The 17,644-nt window shown below is 72.0% G+C and carries 20 protein-coding genes; 11 read left to right on the top strand and 9 right to left on the bottom strand.

The genetic code is table 11. The features are described 5' to 3' along the window. The first annotated feature begins 8 nt into the window (after positions 1-8). The 4 genes from L942_RS13160 to L942_RS13145 are packed head-to-tail and all read left to right on the top strand — an operon-like array spanning position 9 to position 2,977. The gene (locus L942_RS13160) at positions 9-1,331 is read left to right on the top strand and encodes an RNA polymerase sigma factor (protein ID WP_037359579.1); all 1,323 of its coding nucleotides are present in this window, start codon (positions 9-11) and stop codon (positions 1,329-1,331) included. Continuing rightward, positions 1,328-2,131 carry an alpha/beta fold hydrolase gene (locus L942_RS13155; RefSeq protein WP_037359575.1) on the top strand — a complete coding sequence of 268 codons (804 nt, stop codon included), beginning with the start codon at positions 1,328-1,330 and terminating at the stop codon, positions 2,129-2,131. The genes L942_RS13160 and L942_RS13155 overlap by 4 nt, the downstream gene beginning before the upstream one ends. Then, a complete protein-coding gene (locus tag L942_RS13150) occupies positions 2,131-2,454 on the top strand; it encodes a YciI family protein (RefSeq protein ID WP_037359572.1) in 324 nt (107 codons plus the stop codon). The genes L942_RS13155 and L942_RS13150 overlap by 1 nt, the downstream gene beginning before the upstream one ends. A gap of 34 nt (positions 2,455-2,488) precedes the next feature. After that, positions 2,489-2,977 (top strand): GyrI-like domain-containing protein, encoded by a 489-nt coding sequence (locus tag L942_RS13145; RefSeq protein ID WP_037359569.1) that lies wholly within the window; start codon positions 2,489-2,491, stop codon positions 2,975-2,977. Positions 2,978-2,995: 18 nt separating this feature from the next. On the opposite strand, the gene L942_RS13140 is transcribed toward L942_RS13145, so the two are convergent. Then, positions 2,996-3,472, bottom strand: a complete 477-nt coding sequence (locus tag L942_RS13140; RefSeq protein WP_037359681.1) for an anthrone oxygenase family protein — start codon at positions 3,470-3,472, stop codon at positions 2,996-2,998. A 114-nt stretch (positions 3,473-3,586) separates the two neighbouring features. Here L942_RS13140 and L942_RS13135 point away from each other — a divergent pair, with 114 nt between their 5' ends. Further along, a complete protein-coding gene (locus L942_RS13135; protein ID WP_037359567.1) occupies positions 3,587-4,420 on the top strand; it encodes an alpha/beta fold hydrolase in 834 nt (277 codons plus the stop codon). Between the two features lie 142 nt (positions 4,421-4,562). Beyond that, positions 4,563-5,498, top strand: coding sequence for an AraC family transcriptional regulator (locus L942_RS13130; protein ID WP_037359565.1), 936 nt, complete (start codon positions 4,563-4,565; stop codon positions 5,496-5,498). Between the two features lie 273 nt (positions 5,499-5,771). On the opposite strand, the gene L942_RS13125 is transcribed toward L942_RS13130, so the two are convergent. After that, positions 5,772-6,908, bottom strand: a complete 1,137-nt coding sequence (locus L942_RS13125; protein WP_037359562.1) for an FAD-dependent oxidoreductase — start codon at positions 6,906-6,908, stop codon at positions 5,772-5,774. Positions 6,909-6,991: 83 nt separating this feature from the next. On the opposite strand from L942_RS13125, the gene L942_RS13120 reads away from it, so the two are divergent. Together L942_RS13120 and L942_RS13115 are read left to right on the top strand one after the other, a co-directional pair. Next, the gene (locus tag L942_RS13120; RefSeq protein ID WP_037359560.1) at positions 6,992-7,678 is read left to right on the top strand and encodes a TetR/AcrR family transcriptional regulator; all 687 of its coding nucleotides are present in this window, start codon (positions 6,992-6,994) and stop codon (positions 7,676-7,678) included. Between the two features lie 27 nt (positions 7,679-7,705). Next, positions 7,706-8,449, top strand: a complete 744-nt coding sequence (locus tag L942_RS13115; protein ID WP_037359559.1) for a hypothetical protein — start codon at positions 7,706-7,708, stop codon at positions 8,447-8,449. Between the two features lie 27 nt (positions 8,450-8,476). On the opposite strand, the gene L942_RS13110 is transcribed toward L942_RS13115, so the two are convergent. Together L942_RS13110 and L942_RS13105 are read right to left on the bottom strand one after the other, a co-directional pair. Then, entirely contained in the window at positions 8,477-9,640 is a 1,164-nt protein-coding gene (locus tag L942_RS13110; RefSeq protein WP_037359557.1) for a tyrosine-type recombinase/integrase, read from the bottom strand. Then, on the bottom strand, positions 9,637-10,332 hold the full coding sequence (locus L942_RS13105; protein ID WP_037359556.1) for a TetR/AcrR family transcriptional regulator: 696 nt from the start codon (positions 10,330-10,332) through the stop codon (positions 9,637-9,639). The genes L942_RS13110 and L942_RS13105 overlap by 4 nt, the downstream gene beginning before the upstream one ends. A gap of 80 nt (positions 10,333-10,412) precedes the next feature. On the opposite strand from L942_RS13105, the gene L942_RS13100 reads away from it, so the two are divergent. After that, positions 10,413-11,534 (top strand): FAD-dependent oxidoreductase, encoded by a 1,122-nt coding sequence (locus tag L942_RS13100; RefSeq protein WP_037359554.1) that lies wholly within the window; start codon positions 10,413-10,415, stop codon positions 11,532-11,534. An 88-nt stretch (positions 11,535-11,622) separates the two neighbouring features. Here L942_RS13100 and L942_RS13095 read toward each other — a convergent pair whose 3' ends face one another. Both L942_RS13095 and L942_RS13090 read right to left on the bottom strand, forming a co-directional pair. Further along, positions 11,623-12,492, bottom strand: a complete 870-nt coding sequence (locus L942_RS13095; RefSeq protein ID WP_037359551.1) for a PhzF family phenazine biosynthesis protein — start codon at positions 12,490-12,492, stop codon at positions 11,623-11,625. 3 nt (positions 12,493-12,495) lie between these two features. Further along, complete coding sequence (locus tag L942_RS13090) at positions 12,496-12,789, bottom strand: DUF1330 domain-containing protein (RefSeq protein ID WP_037359548.1); 294 nt, start codon at positions 12,787-12,789, stop codon at positions 12,496-12,498. Between the two features lie 146 nt (positions 12,790-12,935). On the opposite strand from L942_RS13090, the gene L942_RS13085 reads away from it, so the two are divergent. Then, positions 12,936-13,289, top strand: coding sequence for a winged helix-turn-helix transcriptional regulator (locus tag L942_RS13085; protein ID WP_037359545.1), 354 nt, complete (start codon positions 12,936-12,938; stop codon positions 13,287-13,289). 34 nt (positions 13,290-13,323) lie between these two features. Here L942_RS13085 and L942_RS13080 read toward each other — a convergent pair whose 3' ends face one another. Continuing rightward, entirely contained in the window at positions 13,324-13,923 is a 600-nt protein-coding gene (locus L942_RS13080; protein ID WP_235079067.1) for a lytic polysaccharide monooxygenase auxiliary activity family 9 protein, read from the bottom strand. Positions 13,924-14,302: 379 nt separating this feature from the next. On the opposite strand from L942_RS13080, the gene L942_RS13075 reads away from it, so the two are divergent. Then, on the top strand, positions 14,303-15,430 hold the full coding sequence (locus L942_RS13075; protein ID WP_037359541.1) for a hypothetical protein: 1,128 nt from the start codon (positions 14,303-14,305) through the stop codon (positions 15,428-15,430). A gap of 428 nt (positions 15,431-15,858) precedes the next feature. Here the strand turns inward: L942_RS13075 and L942_RS13070 are convergent, their stop codons facing one another. Together L942_RS13070 and L942_RS13065 are read right to left on the bottom strand one after the other, a co-directional pair. Next, positions 15,859-16,464 (bottom strand): response regulator transcription factor, encoded by a 606-nt coding sequence (locus tag L942_RS13070; RefSeq protein ID WP_037359538.1) that lies wholly within the window; start codon positions 16,462-16,464, stop codon positions 15,859-15,861. Beyond that, entirely contained in the window at positions 16,461-17,621 is a 1,161-nt protein-coding gene (locus L942_RS13065) for a sensor histidine kinase (protein WP_200862799.1), read from the bottom strand. Before L942_RS13065 ends, L942_RS13070 begins: the two co-directional genes overlap by 4 nt. Positions 17,622-17,644 lie beyond the last annotated feature (23 nt).

The raw sequence follows: 17,644 nt of genomic DNA, 5'->3' as shown, positions 1-17,644 counted from the left end.
AGCACGCCGTGGCTGGGGAGCACGACGCGGCCGAAGCCGCGCTCGCGCAGGCATTCCGCGAGGAGTGGGGCTCCGTCGTCGCCACGCTCATCCGCGTCACCGGCGACTGGGACCTCGCCGAGGAATGCGCCCAGGACGCGTTCGCGCTCGCCGTGCGCACCTGGCCGCGCGACGGCGTCCCCGACCGCCCCGGAGCGTGGCTCACCACCGCCGCCCGCAACCGTGCCGTCGACCGGCTCCGCCGCGCGGCCGTGGGAGCGGGCAAACTCCGCGAGGCGGCGCTGCTGGCCGTCCCGGACGATCCGGCCGAGGTCCACAGTGGACACCATGGACACGGCGGAGTGGAGGACGACCGGCTCCGGCTGATCTTCACCTGCTGCCATCCCTCCCTCGCTTTCGAAGCACAGGTGGCACTGGCGCTGCGGACGCTCGTCGGGCTCAGCACCGCGGAGATCGCCCGGGCGTTCCTGGTGTCCGAATCGACGATGTCCCAGCGCCTCGTCCGGGTGAAACGCAAGATCCGCGCCGCCGGGATCCCGTACCGCGTGCCGCCCGCCCACCTGCTGCCCGAGCGCACCGCCGCGGTGCTCGGCGTGCTGTACCTGCTGTTCAACGAGGGGTACTCGGCCAGCGAAGGCGACGATCTCCAGCGCCCCGACCTGGCCGCCGAAGCGATCCGGCTCGCCCGGCTGCTGCGTTCCCTGCTGCCGGACGAACCCGAGGCCGCCGGCCTGCTCTCGCTGCTTCTGCTGCAGCACGCCCGCCGCGCCACCCGGACCGGCCCTGGCGGCGAGCTGGTCCCGCTCGAGGAACAGGACCGGAGCCGGTGGGACACCGCGGCGATCGCCGAAGGCACCGCGCTGCTGGAGGAGGCGTTGCGGCGGCGCAGTCCCGGCCCGTACCAGGTGCAGGCCGCGATCGCCGCCTGCCACGCCACCGCCGCGCGCGCCGAGGACACCGACTGGGCGCAGATCGCCGGGCTTTACGGGCAGCTGCGGCGGTTCCGGCCCGGTCCGGTGGTCGAGCTGAACCGGGCGGTCGCGGTCGGGATGGCCTTCGGGCCGGAGGCCGGGCTCGCCCTCGCCGACCGGCTGACCGAGGACCTGGCGGGCTATCACCTGCTGCCCGCCACCCGCGCGGACCTCCTCCGCCGGCTCGGCCGCACCGAAGAAGCCCGGTCCGCCTACGCCGAAGCGCTCGCCCTGGCCCGCACCGGAGCCGAACGCGGCTACCTCCGGAGACGGCTTTCGGAAATTTCTTCGCCGGAGGTGTCTGTCTCCGCCTCTCCCGTTCGTCGGGAAGGCGAACCGACTCCGGAAGGACAGCCATGATCAGCAAAATCCTTCGCGTGCCCGGCGCGGAGATCCACTACGACGTCGAGGGCTCCGGGCCGCCGCTGCTCCTGGTGCCCGGCGGTCCCGCGGACGCCACCGGGTTCGCCGCGCTGCGCCCGTGCCTCTCCGACCGCTACACCGTCGTCACCTTCGACCCGCGCGGCATCTCGCGCAGCCGGACCACCGATCTCGACGACGACCTGGTCGGCCAGCACGCCGAGGACGTCCAGCGGCTGCTCGCCGAACTCGACCGCGGGCCGGTTTCGGTGCTGGCCAACAGCGGCGGCGCGATCACCATGCTCGAGCACACCGCGCGCTATCCGGGCGCGGTGCGGACCCTGGTCGCGCACGAACCGCCGGTCAGCCGTTACCTCGGCGACCCGCTGGCCGATTTCCCGGACATCCCGGCGATCTACCGGGAGCAGGGCGTCGACGCGGCGATCGGCGCGTTCATGGCCGCGAGCGGATTCGAGATCCCGCCGCCGCCCGAGCACCCGACCGCGGAGGAAATCGAACAGGGCAAGCGGATGCGCGGCAACTTCGAGGTGTTCTTCGGCAAGCTGATGGGCGCCATCGGAGCCTGGGAACCCGACCTCGCAGCGCTCGCCGCCGCGGACACCCGGATCGTCGTCGCGGTGGGCGACGCGGTCGGCACGCCGGCGTACGAGGCGAGCATCGGGCTGGCCCGCGCGCTCGGCCGCGAGCCCGTCCGGTTCCCGGGCGACCACGCCGGTTTCGCCGCCGAACCCGAGGCGTTCGCGACCCGTCTCGACGCAACGCTCAACGAGGAGAACTGATGCGCTACCTGCTGATGATCGCCGGGTCCGAGGAACCGACCCCCGAACAGCTCGCGATGGGCTGCGGCGGATGGTCCGAGGACCTTCAGGAACGCGGCATCCTCGTCGGCGGCGGAGGCCTGCACCCGCCCGCGACGGCCACCACGGTGCGCGTGCGCGGCGGCGAGGTCCTGCTCACCGACGGGCCGTTCGCCGAGACCAAGGACCAGATCGGCGGCTACGCCGTGCTGGAGTGCGCCGACCTCGACGAGGCCGTCGGCCACGCGTCCCGGCATCCGGCCGCCACCTACGGAACCATCGAAGTCCGCCCGATGCTCGGCTGACTCCCGCCGCCCCCCGAACCGGAAAGGAATTCCCTTGCCCTCCCTTGTGGACAGGAACGAACAGCGCTACGTCGGCTACCGCGCCACGGTCGGATTCGACGGCATGCCCGAGGTCGCACACCGGATCGCCGCGATCGTCGGCGCACTCGCCGAACGGGGTGCCGAGCCGGCTGGCGCCCCGTTCCTCCGCTACCTGGTGCTCGGCACCGACATGGCGACCGTCACCGTCGAAGCCGGAGTGCCCGTCGCGGACCCGATCGACCTCGGCGACGAATACTTCACCGACGTCCTTCCCTCCGGCAAGTACGCGCAGGCCACCCACCACGGCCCGCCGAACGGCCTCTTCGCGGCCACCGCCGACCTTCTCGCGTGGGGAGAGAAGGAGGGCGTGCGCTGGGACCGCACCCTCGAGGCCGACGGCGAGCACTGGGCCGCGCGGCTCGAGATCTACCGCACCGACCCGCGAGTCGAACCGGACGCGAACAACTGGGACACCGACCTCTGCTTCCGGCTCGCCGACTGACCCGCCGGTGGCCCGAGGTCACGCGCCCCGGGCCACCAGACCACCGACGAGACACCCGAATCCGGCCGCGGACAGCACTGTCCGCGCCAGGTTCCACCGCACCCACGGCTCCTCGAACCGGGCCCGCAGCGCGGCGAAGTCGGCCGTGTCGACGGCGAGGGCGTTGTTCATCGGCACATTGATCGCGCCGGTCACCAGCACCGTCGCGACCAAAAGCGCGGCGCCCGCGACGAGCCACGGCAGCGCGCCTTGCCCGCTGCTCGTGAAGTGCAGGACCACGGCCGCGATCGCGAGCAGCGGCGCGCCCAGGAACGACAGCATGAACCAGCCGTTGACGATGACGTCGTTGATCCGGCGCATCGCGGTCACGAAGGTGTGGTCGTCGGCCTGGGCGAGCCCTGGCATCACCGACACCGTGTACGCGTAGAAGAGCCCCGCGATCAGTCCCGCCGCGAGCACTGCCGCCACGAGAACCGCCTTGGAAACGAGCACCATCGCCTTGCCTTCCCACTTGTCCCCCAACGCATCCCCAGTCAACCCACGGAACGCGAGACGATCCATCGCTCAGGCGCTTGAAACCATGCGTCATCGTCTCGCCAGGAGACCTTCATGCAACTTCCCAACGGCGTCACTCTCGGCACCGAACACTTCGGCGACCCGGCTGCACCGCTGGTCCTGCTCATCGGCGGCACCACGATGCTGTCCTGGCCCGACGCCCTGTGCGGAACGCTCGCGCGCGGCGGACGGCACGTCGTGCGCTACGACCTCCGCGACTCCGGCGCTTCGACCACGCTCGACCCGGACGCCCCGGCCTACACCCTGCGCGATCTCGCCGCCGACGCGGCCGCTCTCGCCCGCGAACTCGACGACCGGCCCGCGCACCTCGCCGGGATCGGGGTCAGCGGGATGGTCGCCCAAGTCGCCGCACTCGACCACCCCGGCGCGTTCTCCGCCCTGACCCTGTACGGAACCCGCCCCGTCGCGCCCGGTCCGGTCGACCCGGACTTGCCCGACCACGACGCGAATGCCATGCGCGAACTGTTCGCGCTGCCGATGCCCGACTGGGCGGACCGCGCCGCCGTCGCCGAACGCGCCGCCGCCAGCGCCGAGATCCTCGGCAACGACCCGGAGGCGGCCCGCCGCCTCGCGGCCCGCGTCTTCGACCGCGCGGCCAGCACGGATCCGGCCGTGCAGCTGGCCAACCACCTGGGCATGGTGTTCTCCAAACTGGACTGCACGCCCCGCTGGCGCGAACGCCTGCCCGAACTCGCGATCCCGACGCTGGTGCTGCACGGCCGCCGGGACGTGTTCTTCCCGGTGGGCAACGGCGAAGCGCTCGCCCGCGAGATTCCTGGCGCGCGCCTGGTGGTCCTCGATCACGCGGCGAGCGCGATTCCGGACGCTGCCGCCGAGAAGATCGCCGAGGCGATGCTCGCCGCCTGACTCTTGCCGGTACCCGCGGCGCGGGGCACCGGATTTCCGTTGCGGTTAACGGCGACGCGGGGGCCGATACCCGGACGGCTGCGCGGCGAATGGGCAAGGGTGCGTCCGCGCTTTCCGTTGCCGCAGCGCTAGTCTCGGCCGGGTGGACCCGCTCACCGCGTTGCTCGAAGGACCCCGCGCGCACGGCGCGTTCCTGCTCCGGTCCGTGCTGCGCCCGCCGTGGTCGTTGCGGATCGAGGACGAAGCGCCGCTGACCGTGCTCGCCGTGGTTCGCGGCGACGCCTGGCTCGTGCCCGACCACGCCGACGCCGTCCGCCTGGACGCAGGAGACGTCGCGGTGGTCCGGGGACCCGAGCCGTACCTCGTCGCCGGCGATCCCGCGACGCCGCCGCAAGCGGTGATCCGCCCGGGACAGGAATGCGTCGCGCCGGACGGCGGTCATCTCACCGACCTGACCGAGTTCGGCGTCCGCACCTGGGGCGCGGACGCCGACGGGCCGACGATCCTGCTCACCGGCACGTACCCGACGGTCGGCGAGGTCTCGCGGCGGCTGCTGGCCGCGGTGCCGAGCGTCGTCACCGCGCGCGCCGGGACCGCGCCGGACCCGCTGGTCGCGATGCTCGCCGACGAGATCGACCGCGACGTTCCCGGGCAGGAAGCAGTCCTGGACCGGGTGCTGGACCTCCTGCTCGTCCGCGTCCTGCGGGAATGGCTCGACCGCCCGGCCGCCCCCGCCTGGTACCGCGCGCACCGCGACCCGGTGGCCGGCCACGCTCTGCGGCTGCTGCAGAACCAGCCCGAACACCCGTGGACTGTCGCCAGCCTCGCGAGCGCGACCGGCGTTTCCCGCGCCGCGCTCGCGAGACGGTTCACCGACGCGGTCGGCGAGCCGCCGATGACCTACCTCGCCGCCTGGCGGCTCGCCCTCGCCGCCGACCTCCTGCGCCGGCACCCCGACGCGACCCTCACCGCCATCGCCCGGCAAGTCGGCTACCGCAGCCCGTTCACGCTGAGCGCGGCGTTCAAACGGGAGTACGGGCGCAGTCCGCAGCACTACCGGCTGCGCCAACCCGCCTGACGACGCGGACTCCCGCCAACCCCGCAGACCTAGCAACTCACCTCACGAGCGCTCTCCGCCGCCAACGCCTGCGACGACTGCACGGCCAGCCGTCGCAGGCGGCACACCCCGTGGAAACTCAACAACCGAACGACCGACCCCACAACCGCACCCAGCGGCTAACCGCGCAGCCGCCGACCGCAAACCCACGAAGGCGGCTGCCGGAACTCACCGCCCGAACGCTCGGCGCCACCCGCCAACCGCGGATGGCGGAACCACCTGACCAAAGCCAGGTCAGTCCTCCTCCCCGGACATCTGCGCGAACAAGCGCCGCACCTTCTCCGCCGCGCCGTCGGACAGGAACAGCTCGAGGTTGTCCGCCGACATCTGTGCCGAGGGTTCGGCGCGTTCGAACATCGCCTGCTCGAACTTCCGCACGTCCCCGCCCTCGGCGAGGACCAGGGCCAGTTCCGCGCCGTCGCGCATCGCGAGGTTCGCGCCCTGCCCGGCGAACGGCGACATCAGGTGCGCCGCGTCCCCGATCAGCGTCACGCCCGGCGTGTGGTCCCACCGCAAGCCGATCGGCAACGCGGTCAACGGATACACCTCCACCGGCCCGGACGCGGCGTCCAGCAGCCCCAGGAACTCCGCTGGCCACCCGGCGAACAGCTCCTTCAACGCGGCACGGGCGCGATCCGGGTCGTCGAACGGGATCCCCGATGTCTCCGGCCAGTCCTCGGCGCAGCGCAACGCCAGGTGGACGCGGATCGTGCCGTCCCCGTTGCGCTGCGCGGAAAGCGTCCGATGATCCCCGATCGCGGAGAAACTGCCGCGCCCGACGAGCGCCGACTCCGCCGGGTGCGCCCGGTCCGCGTCGTGGATGACCAGGCCCACCCCGTGCACGCCGCAATAGGCCGGCTCCGCGTCGGTGAGCAGCGGGCGGATCCTCGACCGTCCGCCGTCCGCGCCGATCAGGAAATCGCAGTCCAAGGTTTCGCCGCCGGACAAGTGCACCCGGTGCCGTCCGTCGCCGAGCGGCTCCGCGCGCGTCACGGCGTGTCCCCAGTGGACGGTCTCCTCCGGAAGCGCGTCGAGCAGCAGTTTCCGCAGCGCCGGCCGGTCCGCCTCCGGACGGCTCCAGCGGAGCGGTCCCTCGTCCGGAGTGATTTCCTGCCGCAGCAGGGTTCCCGCGGAGTCGTAGAGGACCATGTCCTGGCCCTCCGGCCGGGCGATCTCGCGGTAACCGGCCTCCAGGCCGGCCTCGCGCAGCGCCCACTGGCCGTCGTCGACCGTCAGGTCCAGCGTTCCGCCTTGGACTCGTGCTTCGCGGCCGGCGTCGCGTTCGCAGACCACGGCGTCGATGCCGTGCGCCTTCAGCACCCGCGCGCAGATGAGGCCGCCGAGCCCGCCCCCGGCGATGACGATTCGCATGATGACATCCCCTCGATACACTGTATTGACGAAATACACCGTATCGAACTGGTCCCGGTAGTGTCACCCGAAAAGGAGCGAGCATGGACGAACTGGTGTGGGAACGGCCCGAACCGCCGGCGCGCGCGACGCCGGCGCCGCTGAGCCGCGCCCGCATCGTCGAGACCGCCTGCGCGCTCGCCGACGAAGGCGGTCTCGACGCGGTGTCGCTGCGCAAAGTCGCGGCCGCGCTCGGAGCCGGGCCGATGCGGCTGTACGGCTACCTCGACACCAAAGAAGAACTGCTCGACCTGATGACCGACGCTGTCTACGGCGAGATCCCGCTGCCGGACCCGGACACCGAAGGCGTCGCCGCCCTCCGCGCGCTCGCCCACGGCTGCCGAGCCGCGGTCCAGCGGCACGAATGGTTCGCAGACCTGATCGGCGGACGGCCTGGCCTCGGCCCGAACGCGCTCGCCTACCTGGAAGCGTCGCTCGCCGCCGCGGCCGGTCCTGGTCCGATCGAGGACGCCATGATCACCGTGTTCACCGTGCACTCCTACGTGATCGGCGCCGTGCGCAGCGAAATCCGCGAGCGCCGGTTGATCAGCGACACCGGACTCGACGAGGAAGGATGGCAGCGCGCCGCCGGACCGTACCTGAAGCGGATGTTCGACACCGGCCGCTACCCCACTCTTCTCCGCACCTCGCGCGACGCTGTCCACCCCGACGGAGACGCCGTCTTCGCCGCCGGCCTCGAACGAGTGCTCGCCGGACTCTCCGTGGGCTAGTTACCGCTTAAGCGGCAAGATGGGCGCATGGACACCGCCGCGCTGGGCCCGACGACCCGGGTCATGCACGCCATGGAGCAGCTCTGGGCCGAAATCCGGCGGCGGCACGCGGACGTTCCCGAAGCGATCCTGGTCCTGGCGTCGGGAACGATGGGCACCACCACCGAGATCCACGGCCACTTCGCGCGGTCCCGCTGGCACGTCGGCGAAGGCGTCGAACCGCGCGCCGAGTTCTTCCTCGGGGCGGAAGGCCTGCGGCGCAGCGCGGCCGAGATCCTCTCCACCACGCTGCACGAGGCCGCGCACGGGCTCGCCGCCACCCGCGACATCGTCGACGTCAGCGACGGCCGCTACCACAACAAGCGCTTCGCCGCGCTCGCCGCCGAACTCGGCCTGCGCGCCGAACAGGCGGACCGGATCGGCTGGTCCTCGACCACCGCGCTCCCCGCGACCATCGAGGCGTACGAAAGAGAACTCACCCGGCTCGAAGCGGCGCTGACCGTGTGGCGGCACACCGAGCAGGAAGTCGCGCGACGCGCGATCGCGGCCCCGCCTGATGATCCGGAAACGCCGGACGAGGTCGCCGAACCGCTCGCCCCGCCGGTGGTGATCGCCCCGGTCGACGGCCGCGGCGCGCACCGCGGCGGACCGAACTACGTCGCGGCGATCTGCCGCTGCGAACCCCCGCGCCGGATCCGCGCGGCCCGGTCGATCCTGGAGCTCGGGCCGATCACCTGCACGTTGTGCACCGAACCGTTCATCGAGGCCTGACCGCTGCCGCGGCAGGACGCGGCGCGCTCAGCCGAGCCAGCCTCGGTGCAACGCCGGAGCCAGCTCGTGCGCCGCCGAATCCCGGACGGCGTTCTCGTCGTGGAGGTACCCCTCGGTGGTCGACAACGCGGAGTGCCCGAGGTCGCGCTGGACCTGGCGCGGCGGGACCCCTCGCTCGATCGCGTGCGTCGCGTAGGAGTGGCGCGCCGAATGCGGGTGAATGGTGTCGCACAACGGCTCCAGGTGCGTCGCGACGAACCTGGCCTCAGGAGTCTCGAGCACTTCCCGCAGCCGCGCGGTCTTGGGCGGCTGGCAGAACGTCGCGCACAACCGGCGCAGCAACGCCGTCACGTGCGAAACATGCACGCGCGCGCCGGTGCTCGTGACGAACAACGGCTCCGCCCGGTTCGCGCCGACCTGCCCGCGCACCGCCGGGACCCGCGGCATGACGCGCTGGGCCAGATAAGCGTCGAGCGCGTCCGCCACCGGTGCGGCCAGCGCGACCTCCCGGTCCTTGGAACCCTTGCCGTGCACGCGAAGCACGCCGAAGCCGCGCGCGGTCGGCCGCCGGTAGTCGCTCAGCTCGACGCCGACGAGTTCCTCCGCCCGCACCCCGGTGCCGATCAGGATCTCGACCATCGCCCGGTCGCGCAGCCCGTTCCGGCTGTGGCCGACCAGCAGCCACGCCGCGAGCAGCAACGCCCGGCACGCGTCGAACGACCAGCGCGAGGTCTGCGACGGGACTCCGGACGGCCGGTTGAGATGCTGCGCGCGCCGGTCCACGAGTGCCGCGGGATTGTGGCCGGCCAGGCCTTCCCGCAGCAGGTACTTGCGGTAGAACGCGGACACCGCCGACAGCATCCGGCCGCGGGTCGCGTCGCGGTATCCAGCCCGTGCCAGCTCGTCCAGCCACTGTTCGACGTGCTCCACCCGGACGTCGGCGAACGACGTGAACCCGTTGCGCAGGCACCACGGCAGCCACGCGAGCGCGTCCGGATCGGTTCGCCGCGCGCGGCCGCGACGACGGTTCGGGTCGGGCGGCTGATAGCCAGGCACCCACTCGAGCGGGATGCCGAGATCGGTCGCGTACGCGATGCGCGTGTTGAGCGACGCGTAGACGCGCAGGAATTCCCCGAACCGCTCCCGCGCGTCCTTGCCCGCTCCCCCGGACTCGGCGAGCGCGAGGGTCATGCGCGCCCGCCCGGATACCGCGCGGCGACCCCGGCGAGCACGAGGTCGATCCCGGCCAGGAACTGCTCGCGATCGTCGTGCTCGCGCATCTGGCTCGCCATCAACCGGGTCGTCTCGTACTCCTCCGGATCGAGGTCCTCCCACACGCGCGCCGTGGCGGCGAGGAATTCGGCCCGGTCCGCGGCCGGCTGGGCGACCTGGCCGTTCGCCGCGTTCTGCCCGGCCGCGCCCAGGACGTAGTGCATCAGCACCGAGGTCGCGGTGAACCAGTGCTCCTCGGGCACGCCCAGCGCGCGGACCCGGCGGCCGAGGCTTTCCATGATCCGCGGCGTCACCGGCCCGCCGGGGCTGCGGGACAGCTGGAGCAGCAGCTGCGCGGCGAGCCACGGATGCGCGTCGATCGCGGAGAACAGCCCGAGCGCGACCGCGTGCACCTCCTCCCGCGGCGAGCCGGCCGGCTCCGCGGCCAGCGCGTCCGCCACCACCGCGTCGGTCGCGGCGACCAGCAGCTCGCTCTTGTTCGCGACGTGCCAGTAGATCGCCCCGGGACCGGTCGCGAGCCGCTCGGTCAGCACCCGGAACGTCAGCCCGCTCTCGCCGGCCGCGTCCAGCAGTTCCACCGCCGCCTCGACGATGCGCTCGCGAGAGAGCGCCTCCGTGCGCCGCTGTCCCCGGCGCGTCCCCGTAGCCATGCTCCTATCTTGACATATCTGGAGCGCCGTTCCAATATGGAATGGCGTACCAGACATCATCCCGCGAAAGGAGTCTTGCCATGAACACCTCTGTCACGATCGTCGGCGCCGGGCTCGGCGGCCTCACCCTCGCTCGGGTCCTGCACGTCCACGGAATCCCCGCCGCCGTCTACGAGGCCGAGCCGTCCCCGACGTCGCGCGCCCAGGGCGGTCTGCTCGACATCCACGACTACAACGGTCAGCTCGCCGTCGAGGCCGCCGCGCTGACCGCCGAATTCCGAGAGCTGATCCTGGAAGGGAGACAAGAACTGAGACTGCTGGCCCGGGACGGAACCGTGCTGTTCGAACAGCCCGACGACGGCACCGGCGGCCGTCCCGAAGTCCACCGCGGCGAGCTGCGGCAGTTGCTGATCGACTCGCTGCCGGAGGGCACTGTCCACTGGGGACACAAAGTCAGCGGCGTGCGCGCCTTGGCTCAGGGCTACGAGGTCGCCTTCGCCGACGGGACCGCGATCGCCACCGACCTGCTGGTCGGCGCGGACGGCGCGTGGTCGAAGGTCCGGCCGCTGCTGTCGGCGGCGAAGCCGGAATACACCGGCACGGCGTCGATCGAGACCTTCCTCCACGACTCCGACCGCCGCTTCCCCGCCACGGCCGATGCGGTCGGCGGCGGAATGCTGCTGGCCCTCGAGCCGGGCCACGGCATCACGGCACACCGCGAGCGGAACGGAACCCTGCACGCCTACGTCGGGCTCGCCCGGTCGCTGGAGTGGTTCGAGGGCATCGATTTCGCCGACCCAGCCGCCGCGACCGCCCGGATCGCCGCCGAGTACGAGGGCTGGTCGCCCGCGTTGACCGCGCTGATCACCGAGACCGACACCGCGCCGGTCCTCCGGCCGCACTACGGCCTGCCGGTCGAGCACCAGTGGGAGCGAGTGCCGGGCGTGACCCTGATCGGCGACGCCGCGCACCTTGCCCCGCCGAACGGGGAAGGCGCGAACCTGGCCATGCTCGACGGCGCCGAACTCGGACGCGCGCTGGCCGAGCATCCCGACGACCCGGAGGCCGCGCTTGCCGAGTACGAAAAGGCGATGTTCCCGCGCAGCGCGGAGATCGCCGCCGAGGGCGCGCACCTGCAACAGCAGATGTTCGGCCCCGGCGCGCCGAACGGCCTGATCGCCGAGTTCGTCGCCGGGACGTAGGAAATTCGGGGTCGCGCCACCCGGAATCCGGGGCGAGCCGCTGGTTCCCGGGTGGATCCTCTGCGCCGCAGGTGTTCCGGCTGTCGCCTCAGGAGCTGTCGCGGACCACGGCCAGCCCACCGACCCGGGTCGTGATGCCCGCCGGGCCGCGACGAGCCGACGCGAGCACGCTGGCCGGTCGGCCGAGGCTGTCGCCCTGCTCCACCTCGATCGCGACCGTCTCCGCTCCTGCGGTGTCGAGCAGGTGCGCGGCCAGGCAGCCGGTGCTGTTGGCGTTGGCGACGTCCTCGTCGACACCGATCGCCGGCGCGAACATCCGCGCCGCGCCCGGCCGGTCGCCCACGGGCGGCACGTACACGAAACAGCCGAGCAGCCCGTATTGCTGGCACGCCGCGGCCAGCCTGCCGAAATGCGGGCGGACTCGGCGCAGCGCGAACCGGTCGCGCACCGGCACCAGCATGCGTGGCGCAACGGGTGTGGCGATCCGGGCCGTGTCGGTCGGATGCGGATCGTCCGCGGTGAACCCGAGCGCGGCGACGATCGCGGCGCGCTCGTCCGGTTGCGGGTGCCGCAGCGCGACCAAGCCCTGGTCGAACCACACCTCGATGCCGGCGGGACGGCGGATCGCGACCGTGTCGAACGTGCGCCCGCCGGTATGTTGGCGGTCGTTCAGCTCGTTCAGCCCGCTGCGCGTCAACCGGACAGCCTGAGCGGCAACCGTGCCGTGGCCGCAGCCGGAGAGTTCCGCCGCGGCGGTGAAGAACCGGACCGGCAGGCCACCGTCCGGTGTCCGCCCCGACCCGAGAAACGCCGCGTGCGAGGCACCGGCCGCAGCGGCGACCGCACGCCGGTCCGCATCTGTCGCCGCCGGGTCGTCGTCAGTGACCGCCGCGGGGCTGCCGCCCCCGCCGGCGCGCCGCACGCACGCGTCGACCACTGTTACCTCCGGCCAGGACATCGGTCAGTCGACGCCCTCGACGATGCGGAAGTCGCGCTCGACGGCGTCGGACAGGACGGCCAGCGCTTCCTGATAGGCCGCGCTCTCGCGCGTCGCGACGGCCTGCTCGAAGCTGTCGAACTCGATCAGGATGGTGCGCTCGGCGATTCCGGCGTCGTGCGCCGCCACCCGGCCGCTGCGGACAAGGACCCGCCCGCCCCCGGCCTGGACGGCGACGCGAGCGAGCTTGTCGTAGGCGGCCAGTTTCTCCCGGTCCGAAATCCGGCGGTAGACGCTGACCCAGTAGCCCTTGGGCATGGCACCTCCAGTGTCGGGTCGAGTGAAGCTGCCTCGCGGGTCGGGCGGGGACGAACTCGACGGCGGCGCTTCCCCATCGGCCTGTTTCGAAATCAGAAACGCCGAGCGGATGTTAGTGTTTCGAATAACGAAACGCAAGGAGGGTCATGCCGACGCCTCGCCCCGGAACCCCGGTCCGCGGATCGACGACCGGCCGTCCCCTCATGGCCGCGATGGACCTGTTCGGCCGCCGATGGGCGCTGCGCATCCTCTGGGAACTGCGCGCGGGCCCGCTCGGCGCCCGGGCACTGCTGGCCCGCTGCGAAGGGATGTCGTCCAGCGTCCTCTACCAGCGGCTCCGCGACCTCGCCTCCAGCGGGATCATCGCCTCCTCGGCCGAAGGCTACGAGCTGACGCCGCTGGGAACCGCGCTCCGCGATGCCCTCCGGCCGCTCGACGAATGGGCGAGCGTCTGGGCGCGGGAGCAGGAACGCGCCGATCGGGAGTCCGCGGAGAAGTGAAGCGCGGCGCCCTGGCGTTGCCGGGCGACCGTGTTCAGCGGAAGATCACGTCCGAGCAGGAGTAGAACGCCTCGCCGGAATCGGGCCAGTGGCGTTGCCAGATCGAGTAGATCAGGTGCCTGCCGGTCCGCCCGCCGGGCAGGTTCGCCTGGAGCTGGTAGGCGTTGCCGGCGATCGGCGGGTTGTCCTGCCGGTAGAACGGGGTGTCTTCCAGGTCGGACCACTTGAGCGGCTTCGTGGGGTCGTAGCCCGGCTTGGTCACGTAGAGCTCGAAGGTGCCCTCGTGCGCCGCGGTCAGCTGGTACTGGAAGGTGTACAGGCCGCTGCTCGGCAGCGTGGTCGCCGGCCAGTCGTCGCGGGCCAGGTCGAGCCCCTTGTACTTGTCCCGGCCGGCGCTGCACAGCTTGCCGTCCGGGATGATCTCGCGGCTGCGGCCGCTGGCGTCGGCGATGTTGACCTCGTCCCAGTCGTAGGGCGGCCAGCTGTCGCCCACCGCGACCGCGGCCTTGCACGCGGCGGACTGCGGGTTTTCCGGCCCTTCCCGGAAACACTGCATGATCCGGCTGATCGGGTTGCCCATCGAGCCGTGCGCCAGCGCGGGGACGGCGGTGAAGACCGAGGCCGCGCCGAGCACGGCGGTCAGGGTCGCGACTTTGACGGCGGAGCGGGAAGCTTCATCGCGGGCTCCTCTTCCGAGAGGTCTAGACCACACCCACGGTAAGCGTCCCGACACGCGGCTTGTAGGCCCGAAAGTCGGTGGAGGCGATTCCGGTGCGCTCGCGGGGCGCGTCATGACGCCCGTGGGCCTCCCCGCGCCGGATTCCGGGCCCCAGTTCATCCCCCTCTCCCGCGGGGGACGCCCTCCTGCCGCAACTATATGAATAATCTCAGTTATCCATATAGTCGTGTACCAGCACCGCGCCTTGCCTGTTCTAGTTAGTTATCTGATACCTCCTGTTTTAGTATCGAAACCCTAACTGTAGGATTGGCTCCACCTGCGGAAAGGGGCAGTGATGGAGACGGTGGGGCCGCCGATCCGGCGCGGAAGCCGGGAGGAACGCCGGGAAGCGACGGTGCGCGCGTTGGCCGCCGGGGAGGAGGCGGGGTGTGCGTACTGCGGCGAACCGCTGCCGCCTATCCCCCGCCAAGGCGGGCGGCCGACGCCCTACTGCCCCGCCGACCCGGAGCGCTACGGCAAATGGGGCGCGAAGGTCATCACGTGCGCGATGCTCGACGAGCAACGCGAGATCTGGGTGACCGTCTACGGCCCGGACCAGCCGATGACCCAGCTCGACACCCAGGCGCTCGACAAGCAGCTCGGCTCGGCGCTGTCGGCGTTGGACCCGCTGCACGCGGAGCTGTCCGCGCTGCGCACGCACGTCACCGACCAGACCGCGGCGGCGCTCAAAGCACGGGAAGAGGCCGAGGCTGCCCGCGACGAGGCGTTGGAGCAGGCCCGGGTGGCGAACGCGGAGCGCGCGCATGCGATAGCCGCCGCGGAGGAGGCGCGCGAGGCTGAGACGGCAGCCAAGAAACAGTCCGAAGTGGACCGAGCGGAGCGCGACGTGGCCCTCGCCAACGCTGCTGCGGCCAGGAAAGCGCAGGAATCCGCGCTGGCCGTCCGGGACGAAGCCGAGAACAACCGGCAGCGCGCGCTCGAGCAGGCAGCAGCCGCACACGACCGGGTCACGGCGTTGCAGCGGGAGATCTCGGCGTTGCGCGCGACGGCGGTCGAGGATCTGGAACAGGCCCGGCGCGACGCGGCGGAAGCGCAGCAGCAGCTCCGGGCATCCCTGATGGCTGAGCACGAGAGCCGGATGCGGGAGCTGGAACAGCGGCTGCGCGAGCAAGCGGCGGAGGCGGACGAACGGGTGCGCGGTGTTCAGTCGGCAGCCGATCAACGGGTCGCCGAGTCCGCGGCGCAGCTGAGCCAGGCGACCAAGGCATACGCCGAAACGCTGGCCCCGCTGCACGCTGAACTGGGAGAACTGCGCGCCCGGGTCAGTGCGCAGCAGGCGGAACTGGACGAACTGCATCGGCTCCGCGAGGCCGAGGAAACGGAGCAGCCGGGAGACGCAGCAGCCACCGACCACGAGAGGGTTGTGGTTGAGGACCCGAAGTCACCGGATCTTCCCGGCTGACGGACCTCGCGGTGCCATTCTCGGCCCGCCTAGGCGCGCCTCCGCTGTACGCACCGACCGTCCGCTCGTCGCGTCGCCGTCGATGCCGATCGACGGTGCCACCGCAGGGTGCCGCATGGCTTGTGGTCATCGTCGGCACTGCGGATCCCCGCGCGGCGGGACTGCCAGTGTTGGTGTGGATCCGGTGGGCGCTACCTCTCGGCGGCCTCAAGCGACCCGATGTATGACCCGCAGCGCAGGCCGAGGCGGGAGTCGTCGTGGCGACCATCAACTGTCGCCGCATTCGGGGGCGGCCCCGACTGGGTCACCGTGCTGGGGATGTCCCCAGGAGCGTCGCCCGATCGCTGCCGGGGCTGCAGAACGCCCCCGCGCTGGCACGGCAGGTCATCGCCGAGGTCCCGCGCGGCAGGTCGCGAGCATCGTGCGTGCTACAGCCACCCGCTCGTCTCGGCGACCCGCACCGCCTCCGCGCGCGTGCGGGCCTGGGTCTTCCCGATGGCCGAGGACAGGTGGTTGCGCACTGTCCCGGCCGACAGGCCCAGCGCCTGCGCCAGGTCCGCGACCGTGCCGCCTTCCGCGGCGGCGCGCAGGACGTCCGCCTCGCGGTCGGTGAGCGGGCTCGCGCCGCCGGCCAGGGACTCGGCAGCGAGCGCCGGGTCCACGAACCGCAGGCCGGCGTGGACCCGCCGGATCGCGTTGATCAGCTGTTCCGGGCGCGAGTCCTTCACCACGAACCCGGCCGCGCCCGCGGACATCGCGCGCGAGAGGTAGCCGGGGCGGCTGAAGGTGGTGCAGATCAGCACGCGGCACTCCGGAAGGGCGTGCCGCAGTTCAGCGGTCACGGCGAGCCCGTCGCGGCCAGGCATCTGGACGTCGACGAGCGCGATGTCCGGCGAGGTCCGTTGCGCGGCGGGCAGGACATCGGGCCCGGACCCGACCTCGGCGACCACCTCCAGGTCCGATTCCATCCGCAGCAAGGAAGCCAGCGCGCCGCGCACGAGCGCCTGGTCGTCGGCCACCAGGACCCGGATCATGCGGTGCCTCCCGTCGCCGGTCCGCGCGCCAGCACCCGGAAACCGCCGTGCGGGCCGCGGCCGTGTTCGAGCGAGCCGGACACCGCGGCCATCCGCTCGGCGAGGCCGGTGAGGCCGTGTCCGGGCACGACCTCGGCGGGGACGGTCCCGTCGTCGGCGACCTCCAGCCAGTCGCGACCGATGCGGACGGTGCAGCGCTGCGCGTCGGAATGACGGAGCACGTTGGTCACGGCTTCCCTTACTACATAACCGAAAACGCCCTGCAGTTCAGGGGCGGCGGCATCGGCCTCGGCGGGCAGTTCGGCGTGGACTCCAGCGGCGCGCAACGCCATCCGGGCGCCGGCGACTTCGGTCGCGAGCGACACCGCCCGGTAGTCGGACACGGTGGCGCGGACGTCGGAAAGGGCTTCCCGGCAGAGGTCGTCCAGGTCCCGGATCTCGGCCAGCGCCGCGGCGGTGTCGTCCGACGTTTCCAGGATCCGCCGCGTCAGGCCGAGTTTCAGTGTCATCGTGGAGAGGCTGTGTCCGAGGACGTCGTGCAGGTCCCGGGCGACGCGCTGCCGTTCCTGGTCGACGGCCATCCGCCGGATCTGCTCGCGAGCCGCCCGGAGGTGGCCGATGGTGAACGTCAAGGCGTAGACGATGCCGAGGATCGCGGTGACGGCGACGAGCGTGAGGACCTGGCCCCAGGCCACGACGCCGTTCTGGACGAGCATCCACGCGATCTGCGCGAGAGCCGCCCCGGTGCCGAGCAGCAGCGAAAACCGCAGCGGCAACAGCATGAGTCCGGTCGCGATCGCGTAGGTGAGGCCGGTCAGGTACGCCGGGGAGCCCAGGATCAGCGCGGGCGTGGCGCCGAGCGCGAACATCACGGCCACCATCGCGATCCGCCGCCGCCGCAGGGCGAGCGGGCCGAACCACAGCACCAGCAGGTACGCGACGGCGTAGCAGGCGAGGACGGCGAACACGAGCCTGGTGCGCACCGGCCCGAATTGGCTGTCCGCGATCGCGACGACCCAGGCCGCCAGGAAGCCCATCAGCACGCCGTTGACCACGACGGACCGGACGCGGCCGCGGCGCGGGTCGGGTCCTTCCGTCCAGAAGCTCCAGTCCGGCCACTGACGGGCCGAGAACCGGTCCGGATCTGGTTCGCGCACGTCGATCATGGTACGACCGCCGC

Origin of the sequence: Amycolatopsis orientalis DSM 43388 (assembly GCF_000411975.1) — a bacterium.
GTDB classification, from domain to species: Bacteria; Actinomycetota; Actinomycetes; order Mycobacteriales; family Pseudonocardiaceae; genus Amycolatopsis; species Amycolatopsis orientalis_D.
Note: the sequence above shows the minus strand (reverse complement) of the source record. Positions and strands in the feature narration are given on the sequence as shown.